The sequence below is a fragment of the Curtobacterium herbarum genome (genome assembly GCF_016907335.1).
Taxonomy (GTDB): domain Bacteria; phylum Actinomycetota; class Actinomycetes; order Actinomycetales; family Microbacteriaceae; genus Curtobacterium; species Curtobacterium herbarum.
Genome location: NZ_JAFBBT010000001.1, coordinates 1,389,769 through 1,406,724 on the forward strand (window position 1 = coordinate 1,389,769; position 16,956 = coordinate 1,406,724).

The following is a 16,956-nucleotide window of genomic DNA, read 5'->3' on the forward strand; positions in this document are numbered from 1 at the left end:
GCCGGTATGGTCGCCTGCATGACGAAGATCGCCGTCGTGCCCGGTTCCTTCGACCCCGTGACGCTGGGGCACCTCGACGTCATCGCCCGTGCCGCCGAGCTGTTCGACGAGGTCCACGTGCTCGTCGTGCACAACCCCGACAAGAAGGCCGCGCTGTTCGACGCCGTCGACCGGGTCCGTCTGATCGAGGAGTCCCTGACCGAGGTCGGGGTCCCCGGCCGGGTCGTCGTCGGGGAGTGGACCGCCGGGCTGCTGGTCGACTACTGCCGACAGGTCGGCTCGAAGATCCTGGTGAAGGGCGTCCGCTCCGGCGAGGACGTGGCGTACGAGACCCCGATGGCGATCATGAACCGCCACCTGGCCGGCGTCGAGACGGTGTTCCTGCTGCCGGACGCCGCCCGGGCGCACGTGTCGAGCTCGCTCATCCGGCAGGTCTCGAGCCTGGGCGGGGACGTCACGCCGTACGTGCCCCAGGTCGTGGCCCGGGCGCTCGCCGACCGCCGCTGAGGTCGACACGCGTCGGGTGCTCGACTCCTCGGCTCGGGCGCGCTAGGCTGGTTGATCGTGTATTCCTCCGTGAACAGCCCCTACGCCCTGCGTGTGCGTGAACTCGCGCAACGGCCGGGCGAGATGCGCGAGGTCTCGCTCGACATCGCGGTGCCGAGCACGCTCGGCGCCGGTCTGATCGCGGTGCGCGAGGGTGACCAGATGCACCTCGACGTCAAGCTCGAGGGCCTGCACGAGGGCGTCCTGGTGTCCGGACACGCCCGGGCCGAGGCAACGGGGGAGTGCTCGCGCTGCCTCATCGACATCAGCGAGCCCGTCGAGGTCGAATTCGCGGAACTGTTCGCGTATGCTGCCTCGGAGGAATTCGACTACCAGGTTCACGATGACCACGTGGATTGTGAACCGGTCGTCCGAGACGCGGTGGTGTTGTCGCTGCCGTTCACCCCGGTCTGCCGACCGGACTGTCCAGGACTCGACCCGGTGACGGGTGAGCGCCTGGCGGACGTCGGCGAACGACCGGCTCCGTCGGCCACCGATCCTCGCTGGGCAGCGCTCGGCGGGATCCAGTTCGACAGCAACGACAGCAACGAGCACCAGAACCCCGGCGGGCACCACGCCGCTGACCAGACCACCGCGGACGAGGAGCGGGCGCCGGCCGACCAGGCCGAGTGACCGCCACCATCCGCGACTGACCACCGACCAAACGAAAGAGAACCACCATGGCCGTCCCGAAGCGCAAGCAGTCCCGTGCGAACACGCACGCCCGTCGATCGCAGTGGAAGGCCGCACCGGTCCAGCTCGTGAAGACGATCGAGAACGGCAAGGTCGTCTACAGCCTCCCGCACCGTGCGAAGGTCGTCGAGGACTCCGCCGGCACCCCCCTGTACATGGAGTACAAGGGCCGCAAGGTCGCCGACGTCTGATCGGACTGCACTCATGACTGCGACGTCCGGCGCCGCGGGGTCCAGCCCCGTGGGGCCGGACGTCGTTCGTCTTCGTGACCTCCTCGGGGTCCCCGTCGACCCCGAGCTCCTCCAGCTCGCGCTGACCCACCGCTCGTACGCGTACGAGCACGGCGGGATCCGGCACAACGAGCGGCTGGAGTTCCTCGGCGACTCCATCCTCGGCCAGGCCGTGACCGTCAAGCTCTTCCGGGACTACCCGGAGCTCGACGAGGGTGAGCTCGCCAAGCGGCGCGCCAGCCTCGTGTCGACCGTCGCCCTGGCGGAGATCGGCCGGCACATCGGGCTCGGCGCGTACCTCCGGCTCGGCAAGGGCGAGGAACAGACCGGCGGGCGGGACAAGTCCTCGATCCTCGCCGACACCGTCGAGGCCGTGATCGGTGCGACGTACATCTCCGCCGGTGCCGACGCCGCGACCGACCTCGTGCTCCGTCTCGTCGCGCCGCTGCTCGTCGACCCGGCTCGGTTCGGTGCCGCGATGGACCCGAAGACCAGCCTGCAGGAGCTCGCCTCCGTGCTGACGCTCGGCAACCCGGCCTACCGGATCACCGAGGCGGGCCCGGACCACGACAAGACCTTCCACGCCACCGTGGTGCTGCAGGGCGAGGACATCGCCACCGGCACCGGGACGAGCAAGAAGACCGCCGAGATGTCGGCGGCGCTCGACGCCTGGACGCGACTGTCCGGGCGCACCGCCGGGGCCTGACCAGGTGCCCGAACTCCCCGAGGTCGAGGTCGTCCGCGCGGGCCTCGAACCCGCGGTCACCGGTGCACGGGTGCTGCACGTGCAGGTGCTCGACGAGCGGGCCCTCACCCGGCACGACGGCCTGGCCGAGGACTTCGCGCACCGGCTGACCGGCCGGACGATCGCCGCCGCCGTCCGCCGTGGCAAGTTCATGTGGTTCCCGCTGCACGACGACGCGCAGCCCGGACCAGGAACCGACGCGCACGCCGGACCGGGAACCGACGCGCACGCCGGACCGGGAACCGACGCGCGCCCCGAGGCCCTCGTCGCCCACCTCGGCATGAGCGGCCAGATCCTGCTCGGCCGCGACCGCCCCGCCGCCCGCCACCGCCGCATCGTCATCGACGTGCAGCCGCCCGGCACGGACCGCGACGGTGCGCCGGAGGCACCCGTCCAGCTCGAGTTCGTCGACCAGCGGACCTTCGGCTCGATGGCCATCGACCGGATGCTGCCGACGGTCGACGGCGCTCCCGCGGGGCTCGCTGGTGCCGTGGACACGCTCGACCCCGCCGCCGCCTGGCGCCGCCGGATCCCGTTCCAGGTGTCGCACATCGCCCGCGACCCGCTCGACCCGGCGTTCGACGACGACCGGTTCCTCGCCGCCGCACGCAAACGGTCGAGCGGCATCAAGCGGGTCCTGCTCGACCAGGGCGTGATCAGCGGCATCGGCAACATCTACGCCGACGAGTCGCTCTGGGCCGCGAAGCTCCACTTCGACCGCCCGGCCGACCGGCTGCCCCGCGCGACGCTCCGCGGGCTCCTCGACGAGGTCCGTGCGGTGCTGCGACGCGCGCTCGAGGACGGCGGCACGAGCTTCGACGACCAGTACGTCAACGTGAACGGGCAGTCCGGCTACTTCTCGCAGCGCCTGGCGGTCTACGGGCAACAGGGTGAGCCGTGTCCACGGTGCGGGACGCCGATCGTGCGCGAGCCGTGGATGAACCGCTCCAGCCACCGTTGCCCCGTGTGCCAACCGAGGCCCCGGGCCCGCCTGCGTTAGCCTGACGCGGACGCCGAGGACCCCGGAGACCGCATGTACCTGAAGAGCCTGACCATCAAGGGGTTCAAGTCCTTCGCGCAGCCGACGACGTTCGCGTTCGAACCCGGCGTCACGTGCATCGTCGGGCCGAACGGTTCCGGCAAGTCGAACGTGGTCGACGCTCTGGCCTGGGTGATGGGCGAACAGGGCGCGAAGACCCTGCGCGGCGGCAAGATGGAAGACGTCATCTTCGCCGGCACCGCCACCCGTGGGCCGCTCGGTCGGGCGCAGGTCACGCTGACGATCGACAACGCGGACGGGCTGCTGCCGATCGAGTACGCCGAGGTGACGATCGCCCGCACGCTGTTCCGCAACGGCGGCAGCGAGTACGCCATCAACGGCGAGAACTGCCGGCTGCTCGACGTGCAGGAGCTGCTGAGCGACACCGGCCTGGGCCGTGAGATGCACGTCATCGTCGGGCAGGGGCAGCTCGACAAGGTGCTGCACGCCACCCCGGAGGACCGCCGCGGCTTCATCGAGGAGGCCGCGGGCATCCTCAAGCACCGTCGCCGCAAGGAGAAGACGCTCCGCAAGCTCGAGGCGATGCAGACGAACCTCACCCGGCTCTCCGACCTGGCCGGCGAGATCCGTCGGCAGCTGAAGCCGCTCGGTCGCCAGGCCGAGGTGGCCCGCAAGGCGCAGTCCGTCGCCGCGGTCGCACGCGACGCGAAGGCGCGCCTCCTGGCGGACGACGTGGTGCGCCTCCGCCGCGAACTCCGTGACCACCTGGCGGTCGAGACCGGCCGGAAGTCCGAGCGCGGCGTCCTGCAGGAGCGGCTCGACCAGATCCGGCAGCGCCAGCAGCAGGTCGAGGCGAGCATGGTCGGCGACGACGTGGACCGCGCCCGGACCGTGGTGCACCGTCTCGAGAGCGTGCAGGAGCGCCTCCGCAGCCTGTCGATGCTCGCCAACCAGCGCCTGATGTTCCTGGCGCAGCAGGCCGAGGCGCCGCAGCAGGGTCCGACGATCACCCCCGAGCGGGTCGCGGGTGTCCGTGCCGAGGCCGACCGGCTGGACGAGCGTGCCCGCGAGATGCAGGCCGGCACGACGACCGTCGGCGACCAGGTCCGGGCCGCGCGTGCCGCACTCGACGCCCTCGACGAGCAGATCGCCGCGCAGGCCGCCCTGGTCGCGCAGCACGACCTCGACGGGCAGCGCCTGGCGAGTGCGGTCGAGGTGGCGCGTTCGAAGCGCTCCTCGGCCGTGAACGACCGGGAGCGTCGGGAGCGGTCGCTGACCGAGGCCGTCGCCCGTGCCGAGCAGGCGGCCGCCGCGCTCGAGGACGTCGGCCGCGACCCGTCGCTCGACGCGGACGAGGACGCCCTCACGGCGGCGCTCACCACCGCGCGGGAGCAGCTCGACCGCGCGCAGGCCGACCGCGACGCCCACCGTGACCGGCTGCACACGCTCGAGCGGGAACGGGACGCGCTCGACGCCCGGATCGCGGCCCTGGCGCTGTCGATCGACGTGCGGGACGGGTCCCAGGCCGTCATCGACGCCGGCCGCGACGGCATCGTCGGCCGCCTGGCCGACCGGCTCACCGTCACCCCCGGGTTCGAGGCCGCGGTCGCGACGGCGCTCGACGGCCTGGCCGACGCCGTCCTCGCCGACGACCGTGCGGTCGCACTCGGCGCCGTCGAGCACGCCCGGTCCGCCGACCTCGGCCGCATCGACGTGGTCGTCGCGGACGTCCCCGGCTCCGGGTCCCGGCTGCCGGCCGTGCTGCCGTCGTCGGTCCGGCGGGCGCTCGACCTGGTGCAGGGCCCGCCGGCGCTCACCGCGCTGCTGGCCGACACGCTGGTCGCGGACGACGACGTCGACCTGGAGGCCGTGCTCGCCGCCGCCCCGGACGCCACGGTCGTCACACGGTCCGGTGACCTGGTCCGCGCTGCCCGGGTGACCGGCGGCGGTGCACGGACCACGTCCCGCATCGAGCTCGTCGCCGACCGAGACGCCGCGGCGACGCGACGACAGACCGTCGTGTCCGAGGCGGAGGAGGCGGCCACGGGCCTCCAGGCCGCGCGGACCGCGGTCGAGACCGCACGACGGGCGGTGGACGAGGCCGACCGTGCCGCGCGTGAGCACGCCCGCGCGAGCGCCGAGTACGACCGGGCCAGTGCGTCCGCCCGAGCACGTGCCGAGAACACGGCGGCCGAGGTGGACCGTCTGCGTGCCGCACTGGCCGAGACCGACGGCACGACAGCGGCGACCGACGCGGCGCTGCTCGAAGCGGAGACCGTCCTCCTGCAGTTCACCGCCCGGCCGAAGCCCGTGGTCGACGCCTCGGCCCGACCGGCGGCGCAGGAGGCGGTGGACGCCGCCCGGGCTGCGGAGATCGAGCACCGGCTGCAGGTCGAGACCGCCCGGGAACGTGCGCGCGCCGAGCGCCGACGCGCCGACCAGCTGGAACGGCAGCTCGAGGCCGAGCGGGCCGCGGCCGAGGAGGCGGCACGGCTCGCGGTCGTCCGCCGTGCGCAGATCGCCTCGGCCGAAGGGGTGCTCGCCGACCTGCCGGTGGTCCTGGCCTCGGTCGACCGCTCGCTCGCCCAGGCGCGGGTGCAGTTGGCCACCGAGGAGTCCGAGCGGTCCCGCCGCAACACCGAGCTGCAGACGATCCGGAACGAGGAGCGCGAGCTGCGCGACCGGTTGCAGACCCTCACCGACGGCGTGCACTCGCTCGAGATGGAGATCTACGAGAAGCGTCTGCACGTCACCGGGGTCCTGGACCGGGCGCAGAGCGAACTCGGGCTGGGGGAGTCCGTGCTGGTCGCCGAGTACGGGCCCGACGTACCGGTGCCGGTCGACGTGCTGGTCGACCCTCGTGTCCTGGCGCGACGGCACCGCGAGGCCGCGCGGGCGGCGGCGGCCGAGGCCGGCGACGACGGCACGACCGCGGGGACGGACACGACCGCCGACACGACCACCGGCGCGGACACGACCACCGACACGGACACAGACACGTCCACCGAGACGGACGCCGACGCCGACACGGGCACCGAGCTCGTCGACGCCGAGTCGACCCTGCCCGGCGGACCGGCACTCCCGGAGTTCGAGGCGCCCGACGTCGACCCGGCAGACGTCCCGACGACCCCCTACGTCCGCGAGGAGCAGGAACGCCGACTCGCCGCCGCCGAACGGGACCTCGGCCGGCTCGGCAAGGTGAACCCGCTGGCGCTCGAGGAGTTCCAGGCGCTCGAGCAGCGGCACGCGTTCCTGTCCGAGCAGCTCGAGGACCTGCAGCAGACCCGCACCGACCTGCTGACGATCATCGAGGAGCTCGACGGCAAGATGCAGACGATCTTCTCGTCGGCGTTCGAGGACACGCAGGCGGCGTTCGACGTCGTGTTCCCGATCCTGTTCCCGGGCGGCTCGGGCTCGATCTCGCTGACCAACCCCGACGACCTGCTGACGACGGGCATCGACGTGCAGGTGAAGCCCGCGGGCAAGAAGATCGACCGGTTGACGCTGCTGTCCGGTGGTGAGCGGTCGCTGGCGGCTGTGGCGCTCCTCGTGGCGATCTTCACCGCGCGGCCGAGCCCGTTCTACATCATGGACGAGGTCGAAGCGGCCCTCGACGATGCCAACCTCGGCCGCCTGCTCACCGTCTTCGGTCGGCTCCGGCAGGCGTCACAGCTCATCGTCATCACGCACCAGAAGCGAACGATGGAGATCGCGGACGCGCTCTACGGGGTGTCGATGCGGCAGGACGGCGTCTCGGCGGTCGTCGGCCAGCGGGTGCAGCGGCCGCGGAGCGGCTGACGGCGAGCCTCGGCTCGGCGGACACTTCGTGCCGGCGCGGCGGCGCAGTCTGTCCGCCGGACCGAGCCTCGGTCGTGTGGCCGCACCCATCACGGACGGGAGGCCCGGTACCAGCTGGTACCGGGCCTCCCGTCCGTCGTGTGGGGACGCCTACTTCGCGTCCGCCTGGACCTCCGACGGCGCGTCGCCGGCGGGGGTGAGACCGCGCTGCTGGCGACGCTTCGACACCACGAGGCTGGCCACCGTCGCGACGGTGATCGTCAGCAGGATGAACCCGAGCGAGAACCAGATCGGGATCTCCGGGGCCCACTCGACGTGCTGGCCGCCGTTGATGAACGGCACCTCGTTGACGTGCAGCGCGTGGAAGACGAGCTTCACGCCGATGAAGGCGAGGATGACGGCCAGACCCTGACCCAGGTAGATGAGGCGTTCGAGCAGTCCGGCGATCAGGAAGTACAGCTGGCGGAGACCCAGCAGCGAGAACGCGTTCGCGGTGAACACGATGAACGCGTCCTGCGTGAGGCCGAAGATCGCGGGGATCGAGTCGAGCGCGAAGAGGACGTCCGTCAGACCGATGGAGACCATGACGAGGAGCATCGGGGTGAAGAGGCGCTTGCCGTCCACCCGGGTGGTCATGCGGTCGCCGTCGAAGTGGTCCGAGGTCGGGATGACACGGCGGAGCAGACGGATGAGCTTCGAGTCGCCGTCCTCGGCACCGTGCTCGTCGCCGCCCTTGGCCTGCGACCAGGCGAGCCAGAACAGCAGGATGCCGAACAGGTAGAAGACCCACGAGAAGTTCTCGATGATCGTGACGCCGAGGGCGATGAAGACGCCGCGGGCGACGAGGGCGATCGCGACGCCGACCAGCAGGACCTTCTGCTGGAACTCCTTCGGCACCGCGAAGGTCGTCATGATGATGAGGAAGACGAAGAGGTTGTCGACGGACAACGCCTTCTCGGTCAACCACCCGGCGAAGTACTCACCGCCGGCCTGTCCACCGCCGAACACCCAGACACCGACACCGAACAGGATCGCGAGGGCGATGTAGACGACCGACCAGAAGGCCGATTCGCGGATGTGCGGCACGTGCGGGGTGCGCACGTGCGAGAAGAAGTCGAACACGAGCAAGGCGAGGATGCCTGCGATCGTGATGAGCCACACGTACAGGGGAACGTCCACTGGAACCTCCAGGTCAGGGGCGCACCACATCGTCCATCGACGAGCTCCGACCACGGAAGTGGTGCGGAAAACGGGTACGCCAGAGCCTGAAGGTCTCTTCCGCCACGGTCCTGATCGGTGTCCGACGAGGTCGGTTCCGAACTGGGCCGCGACCGACGCCCCGGGTCCGGGTCGTTCCGGGCCGTACTGACGGGGTCGCCGAGAGGGAATACTCCCCTTCGCGTCTTCGACTCTACCGAAGGCAGCACCCCCTCGGGCTCCCGTAGGCTGTGAACATGGCGAGTAGTTGGTCACTGTCCTCCCGGCTCCGGGGTCTCTTCCAGCGGAAGACCATCGACGAGACGACGTGGGAGGAACTGGAGACCGCACTCATCGGCGCCGACTTCGGTCCCGACATCTCCGAGGAGATCATCGAGGACCTCCGCGCCCGGGTCGACCGGTACGGCACGACCGACCCCGCCGACCTCAACCGGATGCTCCGCGAGGTCCTCGAAGAGCGCCTGTCGAAGCTCGACACGACGCTGAAGCTCAGCGCCCGCCCGGCCGTCGTGCTCGTCGTCGGGGTGAACGGCGTCGGCAAGACCACCACCATCGGCAAGTTCGCCAAGTTCCTCCGCACCTACGACCGCACGGTCCTGGTCGGCGCGGCCGACACCTTCCGCGCCGCCGCCGTCGAGCAGGTCGCGACCTGGGCCCAGCGCGCCGGCGTCGACGTCGTCCGGCCGTCGCAGCCCGGGCAGGACCCGGCCTCGGTCGCGTACCAGACCGTCGAGCAGGCGATCCGCACCGGCATCGAGATCGTCGTCATCGACACCGCCGGCCGACTGCACACCAAGGCCGGGCTGATGGACGAGCTCGGCAAGATCAAGCGCGTCGTCGAGAAGCAGACCGAGATCGCCGAGGTCCTGCTCGTGCTCGACGCGACGACCGGTCAGAACGGCCTCGCCCAGGCGCAGGCGTTCATCGAGGGCGCCGGGGTCACGGGGCTCGTCATCACGAAGCTCGACGGCTCGGCCAAGGCCGGGTTCGTGCTCAGCGTGCAGGAGAAGACGGGGATCCCGATCAAGCTGATCGGGCAGGGCGAGGGCATCAACGACCTGACCGGCTTCACGCCGCACGTGTTCGTGCAGAACCTCGTGGGGTGAGCGCCGCGAGGCCGTCCACGGTGGGCTCGGCCGTCGGCGGTCCGCCGTCCGGCCAGGGAGACCTCCGTCCTGGCCGCCGTGGTCACACGCGCGGCGTCTCGGTGCCGGAGATCGTCGTCATGTGTGTCGTCGCCGTCGCCCTGACCATCGGCAGCCTGCTCCACAAGCTGCAGTGCGCGGCCCCCGAGGTGGACCTCCTGACGGCGACCCGCAAGGCGTGCTTCGCCGACACCGTCAGCCTGTTCTCGAGCCGCGGTCTCGCATCGCACGTGTTCCCCTACGGGCATCCGCTCGGCGAGAACGGCCTGCCGCCGGGCAGCCTGGAGTACCCGTCGCTCACCGGGCTGTGGGCGTGGTTGAGTGCCCTGCCGGTCGACACGCTCCGCGGCTTCCTCGTCGTGACGGCGCTCACGTTCGTGCCGGTCGTCGTCGTCACCGTGGTGTGCCTCGCCCGCGTCGCCGGTCGTCGTGCCTGGTTCTTCGCCGCCACCCCGCCGCTGTTCCTCTACGCGCTCTACAACTGGGACCTGCTGCCCGTGATGTGCAGCGTCGTCGCCTTCGCGGTCGCGATCCGGTGGCCGGCCGGGCGGGCGCTCGTCTGGCGCGCGGTCGTCGTGGGTGCGCTCTTCGGTCTCGGCGGTGCGTTCAAGTTCTACCCGCTCGTCTTCGTCGCCCCGTTCGTCCTGGCACTGCTCGTCGACGCGACGGCTGCCTGGGGCGACCGGATCCGACGCACCGCGGGGGCGGTCATCGGCTCGGTCGGAGTGGTCCTGGTCGCGAACGTGCCGTTCCTCCTGGCCGAGCCGGAGTCCTGGTTCTCGATCATCCGCTACCAGGGCATCCGGGACATCGACTCGGCCACGCTGTCGGTCTGGTACTACGCGTTCCAGCCGTGGTCGGCCGAGGACGATCCCGGGTTCCAGCACACGCTCAACCTGCTCGCGACCGGGGCCACCGCCCTCGCCCTGTTCGCCGTGCTCGTCACCGGTCTCGTGCTCGGGATCCGACGCGGACGCATGCCGTGGATCGAGACGAGTGCCGCGCTGCTCTGCGCGTACCTCGTGGCGAACAAGGTGGACTCGTTGCAGTACGCGCTCTGGCTCGCACCGTTCTTCGTCATCGTCCGGATCCGGGCCGGGTGGGTGGTCGCCTACCTGGCGGCGAACACGCTGCTGTTCGCCGGGTGGTTCCGGCACATCTTCCTGCAGGCGTCCGGCACGACGGTCCGCACCTACGCCGACGAGGCGATGTCGATCGGCCTGTGGGCACAGATCATCCTGCTGCCGATCCTGGCGGTCGTCTTCCTCCGCAGTCGGGCGGTCGACCGCGACGACGCAGGTCCGGACGAGCCCGGCCCCGTCGCTCCGGATCGTGTCGGCCCGGACCCGGCGACGTCGGCGCCGGGCCGGCCGGACGGACGACCGGACACGGCGTTCCCCTGACGTGACCGGGGACGGCATCGGCTGGATCGTCCGCCGCGACCACCGTGTCGGCTCGCGCGTCTGACGCCCCGCCCGTTCGCCCCGCCCGGTCAGACCGCCTGGCGGCCGACCGGTGCGTCGAGCAGGTGCGACAGCGCCGTCGGCACCGTCCCGCCGCGAGCGAGAGTCGCCCGTGCCCAGAGGCGTCCGGCGCGGTACGACGAGCGGACGAGCGGTCCGGCGAGCACGCCGGCGAAGCCCATCCCCTCGGCGAGCTCGCGGAGCTCGACGAACTCCTCCGGTCGGACCCAGCGGGCGACCGGCAGGTGGCGCGGTGAGGGGCGGAGGTACTGCGTCAGGGTGATGATGTCGGTCCCCGCCTCGCGGAGCTGCTGCAGGGCGTCCTCGATCTCGTGCCGCTCTTCGCCCATCCCGAGGATCAGGTTCGACTTGGTCACGAGCCCGGCGTCCCGTCCCTGGGTGATGACGTCGAGCGACCGGTCGTACCGGAACGCCGGGCGGATGCGCTTGAAGATCCGCGGAACCGTCTCGACGTTGTGCGCGAAGACCTCGGGACGGGCGTCGAACACCGCGCCGAGCTGGTCGGGGCGTCCGGAGAAGTCGGGCACCAGGATCTCGACGCCCGTGCCCGGGGAGTGTTCGTGGATCGCCCGGATCGTCTCCGCGTAGAGCCACGACCCGCCGTCGTCGAGATCGTCACGTGCGACGCCGGTGACCGTCGCGTACCGCAGCTGCATCGCGGCCACGGAGTCCGCGACCCGGCGGGGTTCGTCGCGGTCGAGCGGTTCGGGCTTGCCGGTGTCGATCTGGCAGAAGTCGCACCGCCGTGTGCACTGCGACCCGCCGATGAGGAACGTCGCCTCGCGGTCCTCCCAGCACTCGAACACGTTCGGGCACCCGGCCTCCTGGCACACGGTGTGCAGTCGCTGGTCCTGCACCAGCGCCGTCAGCTCCCGGTACGCCGGACCCTGGGTCGCGCGGGTCTTGATCCACGGTGGCTTGGACTCGATCGGCGTCTCGGCGTTGCGGGCCTCGACCCGGAGCATCCGGCGTCCTTCCGGCGCGAGGGTCATGCTGCGGTCTCCTGACGGTGGCTCGTGCTCGTGCTCGTGCTCGTGCTCGTGCCCGTGCTCGGGCCGGTGGTGGTGCTGGCTCCGGCCGGGAGGCCCGTCACGGCTGCGCTTCGTCCGCTCGCCGGGTCCTGTCCTCCGGTCTCCGACCGGGGGCGCTCGCCGGCGAGCGCCCGAAGGACCCCGTCCGTGACCGCGTCGGTGACGTCGGCCACGCTGACCGGCCGTCCGGCGGCGCGGCTCAGTGTCGTGACCCCCGCGTCGGCGATGCCGCAGGGGACGATGGCCGCGTAGGCGTCGAGGCTGTTCGAGCAGTTGAGCGCGATGCCGTGCGTCGAGATCCCCTGCGCCACGTGGAGCCCGACGGCGCCGGTCTTGGCGGCGGTCGACCCGGTGCCCACCCAGGCGCCGCTGCGGCCGGACACCCGACCAGCCGTGACCCCGACGCTCGCCGCGGCGTCGATGAGCACCTGTTCGAGTGACCGGACCCAGGCGACGACGTCGAGCGGCTCGGGCAGTCGGACGATCGGGTAGGCGACGAGTTGTCCCGGGCCGTGCCACGTGATCCTGCCACCGCGGTCGGTCTCCACCACGGGGGAGCCGTCCGTCGGTAGGTCGCTCGGCTCGGTCCGCCGACCGGCGGTGTACACCGGCGGGTGCTCGCACACGACGAGTGCTCCGGGGGAGCGGCCGGCGAGGACGTCGGCGCGCAGTGCGTGTTGCAGGGCGAGCCCGTCGGTGTAGGGCAGCGGCTGGGTCCAGCGGACGATCTCGATCTCCGGCACGCGGCGAGCGTACCCAGTAGTTGGACGCAGTACAACAACCGCGTGTTTGCCATGCTCTGTTCGACAGAGTATCTTCGCCACATGAGCACCGCTGAGATGCGCGAACCGACCCTGCTCGTGCTGACCTCGCTGGCCGGGGGACGCAAGCACGGGTACGGCCTGATCGGGGACGCCGTCGAACTGTCCGACGGGCGGGTCCGACTCAAGGTCGGCACGCTGTACGCCGTCCTCGATCGACTCCTCGACCAGGGGCTCGTCGCCGGCGCGGGGGAAGAGGTGGTGGACGGACGACTCCGGCGCTACTTCGAACTCACCGACGCCGGAGCCGACGCGCTCGACGCCGAGGTCCGCCGCATCGAGGCCAACGCCGCTGCCGCACGGGCACGGCTCACCGCGTGGCGGCCGAGCCCGGCCGTGCGCAGCATCCACATCCGACCGGGGGGCGCGTCGTGACGAACACGAGGCTGGAACAGGACTACGACAAGGCACTCGGGTGGTACCCGATGCGCTGGCGCCGGACGCACGGGCCGGCGATGCTCGGCACGCTGCTCGACGTCGCCGACGGTGAGGGGCGCACTCGCCCGGCGCAGGGTGAGCTCGCCGAACTGCGGTGGCAGGGGCTCCGCGAACGCGTGAACGCCGTCGTCCCCGGCGACGTCCGGGTGCTCGCGGCGTCGATCGGCACCGGGACCGCAGCTGGATTCGCCCTGGTCTACCTGCTCGCGGTGTCCTGGGTGCCGTGGGGTCCGCCGCCGGGCACGGCCTGGCCCGACCTGCCGGGCTTCGGGCCGTTCCGGAACGTCGGCGTGCTGTTCGCGGCGCCGGTCCTGCTCGGCGCGCTCGCTGCGCTCGGTCGGCAGCGGGTACTCGCGCACCTGGCCGGTGTGCTCGCCGTGCTCGGCGTCGTCGTCGCCCGGACCACGGTGCAGGCGACCGAGAACTGGAACGGACCGGGGACGACCACGCTCGTGACGATGACGGCGCTCATCGTCGTCGCGAACATCGGGGCACCGCGCGACCGGCGCGCCCTCGGCATCGCGTTCGGGGTGGTGACGGCCGGACTCGCGCTCTTCGTCGGCCTGCAGCTGCCGACCGGCCACCCGTTCGAGGCGACACTGCTGGGCGACGCCGGCTGGTGGGGGACCGCGGTGAACCCGGCGCTCCTCGGTGTGGTCGGGGTGCTCGTCCTGGTCGCGGTCGTCGAACTCGTCCGCGGTCGGCACGGTGTCCTCGCCGCCGCGCTCGCCGTCGCCTGGATGCCGTGGGCGATCGCCGGCACCATCACGCTCCGGTACTTCGCCGCAGACGACGGGGCATCGGTCCTGATGGCGGTGGGCTCGACGCTGATGGCGCTCACCGCCCTGGTGATCGCACGTCGGGCACCCCGGCGGTCCCGACGCGAGCGCGCGTGAACCGCACCGGCGGGCCGGGCCGGTGCCGCGCCTCCCGGGCCGCACGCCACGGACGGTAGGATGGTCGGATCATGGCGCAATTCGGTTCACTCTCCGATCGGCTCACCGAGACCTTCCGCAACCTGCGGAGCAAGGGACGGCTGACCCCGTCCGACGTGGACGGCACCGTCCGCGAGATCCGGCGGGCACTGCTCGACGCGGACGTCGCGCTCGAGGTCGTGAAGTCCTTCACCGCCTCGGTGCGTGAACGGGCGCTCTCGGACGAGGTCAACAAGGCGCTGAACCCGGCGCAGCAGGTCGTCCAGATCGTCAACGAAGAGCTCGTCGGCATCCTCGGCGGGCAGCAGCGACGCCTCGAGTTCGCGAAGCGGCCGCCGACGGTCATCATGCTCGCGGGCCTGCAGGGTGCCGGCAAGACGACGCTCGCGGGCAAGCTCGGCAAGTGGCTCAAGAAGGACGGCCACACCCCGATGCTCGTCGCGGCGGACCTCCAGCGTCCGAACGCGGTGCAGCAGCTGCAGGTCGTCGGCGAGCAGGCCGGCGTGCACGTCTTCGCCCCCGAGCCCGGGAACGGCGTCGGGGACCCGGTCAAGGTCGCGAAGAACGCCATCAAGGCCGCGGTCGACCAGCAGTACGACACCGTCATCGTGGACACCGCCGGTCGCCTGGGTGTGGACGCCGAGCTGATGAAGCAGGCCGCGAACATCCGCAAGGCCGTCGACCCGGACGAGGTCCTCTTCGTCATCGACGCGATGATCGGTCAGGACGCCGTCACCACCGCCCGTGCCTTCCAGGAGGGCGTCGACTTCACCGGCGTCGTCCTGTCCAAGCTCGACGGCGACGCCCGCGGTGGTGCGGCCCTGTCGGTCGCCTCGATCACCGGACGCCCGATCATGTTCGCGTCGACCGGCGAAGGGCTCGACGACTTCGAGCCGTTCCACCCGGACCGCATGGCGAGCCGCATCCTCGACCTCGGTGACATCCTCTCGCTCATCGAGCAGGCCCAGGGCGCCTTCGACGAGGACGAGGCCCGCAAGGTCGCCGAGAAGATCGCGACCGACAACTTCACGCTGAACGACTTCCTGCAGCAGATGCAGCAGCTCCGGAAGGCCGGGTCGATCAAGGGCATGCTCGGCATGCTCCCCGGCGCGAAGGGCATGCGGGAAGCGCTCGACAACTTCGACGAGCGCGAGATCGTGCGCACCGAGGCGATCATCCAGTCGATGACGCCGCAGGAGCGCGAACTGCCGAAGCTCCTCAACGGGTCCCGCCGACTGCGCATCGCCCGCGGTGCCGGCTCCACCGTGACCGAGGTCAACGCCCTCGTCAACCGGTTCGAGCAGGCCGCGAAGATGATGAAGACCGTCGCGCGCGGCGGTGTCCCGCAGATGCCCGGCATGGGACCGATCCCGGGTATGCACGGCGGCAAGAAGCAGCAGCCGCAGGGCAAGAAGAAGAAGGTCGGCAACCCCGCGAAGCGCGCGGCGCTCGCCTCCGGTACCGCTCCGGCGCCGCAGCAGGCACCGAAGGGTGCGGGCCTCGGGCTCGGGATGGGGTCCGGCAAGAACGGCGGCGCGCCGTCCGAGGAAGAGCTCGCGTCGCTGCAGAAGTTCCTCGGTCGCTGACCGTGCGTCGCTGGTGACCCAGGTCACCACTTGACGGACAGAAGGCCCGGTACCAGCTGGTACCGGGCCTCCCGTCCGTCGGGTGGTCGCGTCGCGACCTCGCCGTGTGGGGCGCGTGCTCAGAGCGAGTCGCGGAGCTCCCCGACCAGGTGCTGCACCACCGCGCGGAGGTCGCCGCCGTTCTCCTGCGCGACCGCCAACTGCCGTTGGTAGGAGGCGCCCCGCTCGATCATCGTGTCGAGGTGGTGCAGTTCCTCCTGGCAGCCGAGTCGCTCGGCGACCGGGTCGAGGCGCGCGACCAGGTCGTGGACCTCGTCGGTGACCAGTCGTTCGTCGCCGGCGACGTTCGTGATGATCTCGGCGTCCATGCCGTACCGGGCCGCTCGCCACTTGTTCTCGCGGACGAACCAGGGCTGCATCGCCGGCAGGGTCTCACCGGCGTCGATCCGGTCCGAGCTCTCGGTGACCAGGCACTGCACGAGCGCGGTGACCGCACCGACCTCGTGAAGGGTCGAGATGCCGTCGGACACCCGGTTCTCGAGCGTGCCCCAGCCCGGCGACGGTCGGATGTCCCACCGCAGGTCCTTCACACCGTCGATGACCCCGGTGTGCACGAGGTCGCCGACGACCTCCTCGAAGTTCGCCCACGCGCCGAGCTGCGGCGGGAGCCCGCCGGTCGGCAGCTGCTGGAACATCAGGGCCCGGTTCGAGGCGTACCCGGTGTCGGTGCCCGCCCAGAACGGGCTCGACGCGGTGAAGGCCTGCAGGTGCGGGACGTAGCCCAGCATCGCGTTCATGATCGGCACGGCCTTGTCGCGGTCGTCGATGCCGACGTGCACGTGGACGCCCCAGATGAGCATCTGCCGCCCCCACCAGCGGGTCCGGTCGATGAGGGTCGTGTAGTGCTCGCTGTCGGGCGTGATCTCCTGCTGGTCCCACTGCGCGAACGGGTGCGTGCCGGAGCACATCAGCTGCGCGTCGAGGGGGTCGGCGGCGTCGATGACCTCGCCGATGATCCCGGAGAGCTCGCGGGTGGCGCCGCCGACGCTGTCGTGGACACCGGTGACGACCTCCACCGTGTTCGTGAGGAGCTCCTCCGTCACCCGGTCCGGGTCGTCCAGGCGTTCCCGGACGGCGGCGAGCACCGCGGGGGCCCGTGGGGTGAGGTCACCCGTCGCACGGTCGACGAGGGGCAGCTCCCACTCGACGCCGATCGTCGACGGAGCGGATTCGGAGAACCGGATGTCCATGGGGCCATCCTGCCCGTCCACCCCACCGGAACGACG

General features: G+C 71.4%; 15 protein-coding genes. 11 read left to right on the forward strand and 4 right to left on the reverse strand.

From position 1 onward, the window contains the following. Positions 1–18: 18 nt before the first annotated feature. The 6 genes from coaD to JOD51_RS06760 are packed head-to-tail and all read left to right on the forward strand — an operon-like array spanning position 19 to position 7,012. On the forward strand, positions 19–507 hold the full coding sequence (coaD, locus tag JOD51_RS06735; protein WP_204607574.1) for a pantetheine-phosphate adenylyltransferase: 489 nt from the start codon (positions 19–21) through the stop codon (positions 505–507). Positions 508–564: 57 nt separating this feature from the next. Then, the gene (locus JOD51_RS06740; protein ID WP_307839410.1) at positions 565–1,179 is read left to right on the forward strand and encodes a YceD family protein; all 615 of its coding nucleotides are present in this window, start codon (positions 565–567) and stop codon (positions 1,177–1,179) included. 47 nt (positions 1,180–1,226) lie between these two features. Beyond that, the gene (gene rpmF, locus JOD51_RS06745) at positions 1,227–1,430 is read left to right on the forward strand and encodes a 50S ribosomal protein L32 (RefSeq protein ID WP_110902027.1); all 204 of its coding nucleotides are present in this window, start codon (positions 1,227–1,229) and stop codon (positions 1,428–1,430) included. A 13-nt stretch (positions 1,431–1,443) separates the two neighbouring features. Then, complete coding sequence (gene rnc / locus JOD51_RS06750; RefSeq protein WP_204607575.1) at positions 1,444–2,175, forward strand: ribonuclease III; 732 nt, start codon at positions 1,444–1,446, stop codon at positions 2,173–2,175. A gap of 4 nt (positions 2,176–2,179) precedes the next feature. Continuing rightward, positions 2,180–3,214: a bifunctional DNA-formamidopyrimidine glycosylase/DNA-(apurinic or apyrimidinic site) lyase gene (gene mutM, locus JOD51_RS06755; RefSeq protein ID WP_204607576.1), complete on the forward strand. Its 1,035-nt coding sequence runs from the start codon at positions 2,180–2,182 to the stop codon at positions 3,212–3,214. A gap of 33 nt (positions 3,215–3,247) precedes the next feature. Next, positions 3,248–7,012 carry an AAA family ATPase gene (locus tag JOD51_RS06760; RefSeq protein ID WP_204607577.1) on the forward strand — a complete coding sequence of 1,255 codons (3,765 nt, stop codon included), beginning with the start codon at positions 3,248–3,250 and terminating at the stop codon, positions 7,010–7,012. Positions 7,013–7,162: 150 nt separating this feature from the next. Here the strand turns inward: JOD51_RS06760 and JOD51_RS06765 are convergent, their stop codons facing one another. Then, positions 7,163–8,191 (reverse strand): TerC family protein, encoded by a 1,029-nt coding sequence (locus JOD51_RS06765; RefSeq protein WP_204607578.1) that lies wholly within the window; start codon positions 8,189–8,191, stop codon positions 7,163–7,165. 275 nt (positions 8,192–8,466) lie between these two features. Between JOD51_RS06765 and ftsY the strand changes: the two genes are divergently transcribed. Together ftsY and JOD51_RS06775 are read left to right on the forward strand one after the other, a co-directional pair. Next, positions 8,467–9,336 (forward strand): signal recognition particle-docking protein FtsY, encoded by an 870-nt coding sequence (gene ftsY / locus JOD51_RS06770; RefSeq protein ID WP_204607579.1) that lies wholly within the window; start codon positions 8,467–8,469, stop codon positions 9,334–9,336. Between the two features lie 101 nt (positions 9,337–9,437). After that, positions 9,438–10,778: a glycosyltransferase family protein gene (locus JOD51_RS06775; RefSeq protein WP_204607580.1), complete on the forward strand. Its 1,341-nt coding sequence runs from the start codon at positions 9,438–9,440 to the stop codon at positions 10,776–10,778. Between the two features lie 89 nt (positions 10,779–10,867). Here the strand turns inward: JOD51_RS06775 and lipA are convergent, their stop codons facing one another. Both lipA and lipB read right to left on the reverse strand, forming a co-directional pair. Beyond that, positions 10,868–11,851, reverse strand: coding sequence for a lipoyl synthase (gene lipA / locus JOD51_RS06780; RefSeq protein WP_204607581.1), 984 nt, complete (start codon positions 11,849–11,851; stop codon positions 10,868–10,870). Beyond that, entirely contained in the window at positions 11,848–12,633 is a 786-nt protein-coding gene (lipB, locus tag JOD51_RS06785; protein WP_204607582.1) for a lipoyl(octanoyl) transferase LipB, read from the reverse strand. Before lipB ends, lipA begins: the two co-directional genes overlap by 4 nt. An 81-nt stretch (positions 12,634–12,714) precedes the next feature. On the opposite strand from lipB, the gene JOD51_RS06790 reads away from it, so the two are divergent. The 3 genes from JOD51_RS06790 (at position 12,715) to ffh (ending at position 15,670) form a co-directional block, all read left to right on the forward strand. Next, on the forward strand, positions 12,715–13,086 hold the full coding sequence (locus JOD51_RS06790) for a PadR family transcriptional regulator (protein WP_239539796.1): 372 nt from the start codon (positions 12,715–12,717) through the stop codon (positions 13,084–13,086). Then, positions 13,083–14,045: a hypothetical protein gene (locus JOD51_RS06795; RefSeq protein WP_204607583.1), complete on the forward strand. Its 963-nt coding sequence runs from the start codon at positions 13,083–13,085 to the stop codon at positions 14,043–14,045. The genes JOD51_RS06790 and JOD51_RS06795 overlap by 4 nt, the downstream gene beginning before the upstream one ends. A 71-nt stretch (positions 14,046–14,116) precedes the next feature. Further along, positions 14,117–15,670 carry a signal recognition particle protein gene (gene ffh, locus JOD51_RS06800; RefSeq protein WP_204607584.1) on the forward strand — a complete coding sequence of 518 codons (1,554 nt, stop codon included), beginning with the start codon at positions 14,117–14,119 and terminating at the stop codon, positions 15,668–15,670. A gap of 119 nt (positions 15,671–15,789) precedes the next feature. Here ffh and JOD51_RS06805 read toward each other — a convergent pair whose 3' ends face one another. Beyond that, the gene (locus JOD51_RS06805; RefSeq protein ID WP_204607585.1) at positions 15,790–16,920 is read right to left on the reverse strand and encodes a glutamate--cysteine ligase; all 1,131 of its coding nucleotides are present in this window, start codon (positions 16,918–16,920) and stop codon (positions 15,790–15,792) included. Between the last annotated feature and the right edge of the window lie 36 nt (positions 16,921–16,956).

Coding starts and splice junctions, on each gene's coding strand:
- coaD (WP_204607574.1), top strand. CDS start 19: ATGACGAAGATCGCCGTCGTGCCCGGTTCCTTCGACCCCGTGACGCTG.
- rpmF (WP_110902027.1), top strand. CDS start 1,227: ATGGCCGTCCCGAAGCGCAAGCAGTCCCGTGCGAACACGCACGCCCGT.
- rnc (WP_204607575.1), top strand. CDS start 1,444: ATGACTGCGACGTCCGGCGCCGCGGGGTCCAGCCCCGTGGGGCCGGAC.
- JOD51_RS06760 (WP_204607577.1), top strand. CDS start 3,248: ATGTACCTGAAGAGCCTGACCATCAAGGGGTTCAAGTCCTTCGCGCAG.
- ftsY (WP_204607579.1), top strand. CDS start 8,467: ATGGCGAGTAGTTGGTCACTGTCCTCCCGGCTCCGGGGTCTCTTCCAG.
- lipA (WP_204607581.1), bottom strand. CDS start 11,851: ATGACCCTCGCGCCGGAAGGACGCCGGATGCTCCGGGTCGAGGCCCGC.
- JOD51_RS06790 (WP_239539796.1), top strand. CDS start 12,715: ATGAGCACCGCTGAGATGCGCGAACCGACCCTGCTCGTGCTGACCTCG.
- ffh (WP_204607584.1), top strand. CDS start 14,117: ATGGCGCAATTCGGTTCACTCTCCGATCGGCTCACCGAGACCTTCCGC.
- JOD51_RS06805 (WP_204607585.1), bottom strand. CDS start 16,920: ATGGACATCCGGTTCTCCGAATCCGCTCCGTCGACGATCGGCGTCGAG.